The organism is Deltaproteobacteria bacterium, assembly GCA_003696105.1.
Lineage (GTDB): Bacteria > Myxococcota_A > Polyangia > Haliangiales > J016 > J016.
This window is the reverse complement of the sequence record RFGE01000208.1, coordinates 1-3,033: the sequence shown is the minus strand read 5'-3', so window position 1 is coordinate 3,033 and position 3,033 is coordinate 1. Positions and strand designations below refer to the sequence as shown.

General features: G+C 68.4%; 2 protein-coding genes. Both read left to right on the top strand.

The annotated features are described in order from the left end of the window. The first annotated feature begins 15 nt into the window (after positions 1–15). Positions 16–270: a hypothetical protein gene (locus D6689_13870; protein ID RMH40417.1), complete on the top strand. Its 255-nt coding sequence runs from the start codon at positions 16–18 to the stop codon at positions 268–270. Positions 271–347: 77 nt separating this feature from the next. Further along, a complete protein-coding gene (locus D6689_13865; protein RMH40416.1) occupies positions 348–2,666 on the top strand; it encodes an FHA domain-containing protein in 2,319 nt (772 codons plus the stop codon). Positions 2,667–3,033: the final 367 nt, after the last annotated feature.

Genomic DNA, 3,033 nt, shown 5'->3' with positions numbered 1-3,033 from the left:
GTTGCGGGATGCGCCATGGCTGCCCTCACCGCGCCCGTCGCCATGCACGAGGCGGCGGCGCAGAAGAAGAAGGCCCGCGCGTCGGCGAAGCAGACGCCGTCGAAGCAGCGGGTCAAGACCTACGACTTCACCGGCGACGAGATCGACGGCGATCTCATCAAGCCGGACGGAGAGTTCTTGGATACCCGGAAGTTCGCCACCCACACGAGCTTGATTCGGATCCGCAAGGACTTCATTCGAGAAATCGTGAAGTCCGCCGAGGATCTGTAGGCGGACGGATCGTCCGCGAGGCTCCGGCTGGCGCAGCTTCCACTCGTTCAACCTGACTGACTACGTGGAGTGCTTCGATGGCCGGTGCCAGAATTCCGCTGACGTTCCGCATCTTCAAGGGCGACGAGCTCATCCGCGAAGAGACGCTGACCCAGCCCGTCATCAAGGTCGGCAAGCTGTCGTCCTCGCATCTGCGACTCGACGACGAGTCGGTGTCGCGGATGCATGCGGTCATCGAGGTCCAGGGCCCCGGTGACATCAGCATCATCGATCTCGGGTCCACCAAGGGCACGATCGTCAACGGGCAAAAGGTCAACAAGGCCAAGCTGCAAGACGGCGACCTGATCCAACTCGGCGACCTGCGCATCGAGTTCTCCGTCGGTGAGCCCGTCGAGGACATGGACGATGCGCCGACCAAGGTGCAAGAGTCGCCAATCGCCACCCAGAGCGGCCCGCAGGAAGTGATCGCGTCGGTCCCGCATCCCTCGGTCGGCGGACCCGGCGCGCCGGCGGCTCGGGCCCCCGCGGCCGCACCGGCGGCGGTCGCGCCCCCGGCTGCGGCTGCCCACGTGCCGCCGCCGGCCGGTATTGCGCCGCCGCCCGGCCTCGGTGGGGCGGCACCGGCGCCCACGTACGGCGCGCCGGCGCCCGCCTCCGGGCCGCCGGTGTATGGCGGCGCCGCGCCCGCCGCGCCGCTCACCGATCTCGTCGACGACGTGGCCGGTGCGCCGGCGGTCGAGGTCGCCGCCATGCTCGACGACTCGGTGGTCGACGTCCGGCACCTGACGAATCCGCGGGGCGGCAAGGTCTCCACCCGGACCATCGCGCTGTTCGTCGGGGCGGCGATCTGCCTCCTCATCGGCTTCTACGGCTTCTTCACGGGGGTGGCCAACGCCAAGTTCAACAAGGAAGCGCTGCACGAGTGGACGGAGGTCGAGCGACTGCCGCTGCACGACTTCCGGCCTCGGCCGCTGAGCATCGCGTACGACTTCATTACGTTCGGCGGCTTCGGCGGCGCGCTCGTGCTCGCCACGATTGGGCTCCTGCGCCTCCGCCGCGAAAAAGAGTCCCCGTATTTCCGCATCGGCACCACGGAGAACGTCGAGTTCCCGTTCGCGGACGCGCCGGCGCCCGAGTTCGCACTCGTCGCGCCGCACGGCGACGAGTTCGTCGTGAACTTCGCGCAGAACATGACCGGCGAGTTCACGGACGAGTCGGGTGCGACGACGCCGCTGAGCGAGTTGGTGGCGCAGAACCGCGCCCGCCCGTCGACGACGGCGCCGGGTGCGTATGAGATGTCCCTGCCGCCGCGGTCGCGCCTCCGTATCCTCGCTGGGCGCAATACGTTCCTGGTGTCGGCCGTGCCGCGTCCGCGCGCGCTGCCGATGCCTTTGCTGGCGACGATCGACCGCACGATCCTGTCGTACGTCGGCGGTGCGGCCGCCGTCATGCTCGGCTTCCTCGCGCTCGCGTTCTCGGCGCCGCCGTCGGCGGAAACCATGTTCTTCGATCCTCTCGGGGGCGACATGCGCATGGCGCGCGTGCAGACTGCTCCGGTCGAGGATCCGAAGCAGGAGGAGCAACTCGCGGAGGATGACAAGGGGGACGACAAGTCGGGTGGCACCGGTACGAAGATGGCGCTCGACGAGGGCAAGATGGGCAAGAAGGATTCGACGCGGCAGTCGGGTCAGTACGCAATGAAGCGCAACTACGACGGAGATCCGCAGCTCGCGCGCCAGCAGGCGATGGAGGCCGCGCGCACGTCGGGCATCCTCGGCGCGTTCAATGCACAGCCGGGCGGGGCGTTCGCGTCGATCACCGGGACGGGCGATTTCAGCTCGGGCCTCGACGATCGCGACGTCTACGGCGGTCTCATCGGCAATGAGGTGGGCGAGATGCAGGGCGGCTGGGGCTACGGTCTCAAGGGAACGGGGCCCGGCGGCGGCGGTACCGGGTGGGGCACGATCGGCACGGGGCGCTACGGCACGATCGGCCACGGCTCCGGCACGGGGTCGGGCTACGGCATCGGGTCGGCGGGCGGTGGTATGCGCGGGCGCAAGGCGCGGCCGCCGCAGGTGAGCATCGGCCACGCCACGGCGACCGGCGATCTCGACAAGAGCATCATTCGCCGCTACATCCGCAAGAAGCTGCCCCAGATCAAGTACTGCTACGAGAAGCAACTGCTCGTGAATCAGAAGCTGTCGGGTACGGTGGTCACCAACTTCACCATCAGCGGCAACGGCGCGGTGCTGTCGGTGACCGCGGGCGGGATCGGCGACAAGACCGTCGAAAACTGCGTCGCCGCGGCGATCAAGACCATCCAGTTCCCGAAGCCGAAGGGCGGCGGGTTGGTCAACGTTCGCTACCCGTTCACGTTCCGCCCGGCCGGCGAGTGAGCGCGCAGCGGGCGGGGTGCGGTGCGCCGGTGGCCACCTGCTGGGCGCTGCCGGCGCTCCGGTCGGTCGCGTGCGGGCGCGGCGTGACGCGCGAGACGACGGTGTGCGGCGTGGAGCGGCGGCGCCGAGCCTGCTATAGTCGCGCCACCCTACGACGGAGGCAAACCATGCTTCGCATTGCAGCAGTTGCAACGGTGGTCGCGCTCTTTGCGGTCGGGTGCGCAAACCAGGATCGCAACGCCTCAATCGAGGCGTCCAATAAGGGCATCGCGCTGTTGCGCAATCGCGAGTACGCATCGGCCGAGAAGGAGTTCCTCAAAGCGGTCGAGCTGTATCCCGAGAACCACCAGGCATGGGCGAATCTCGG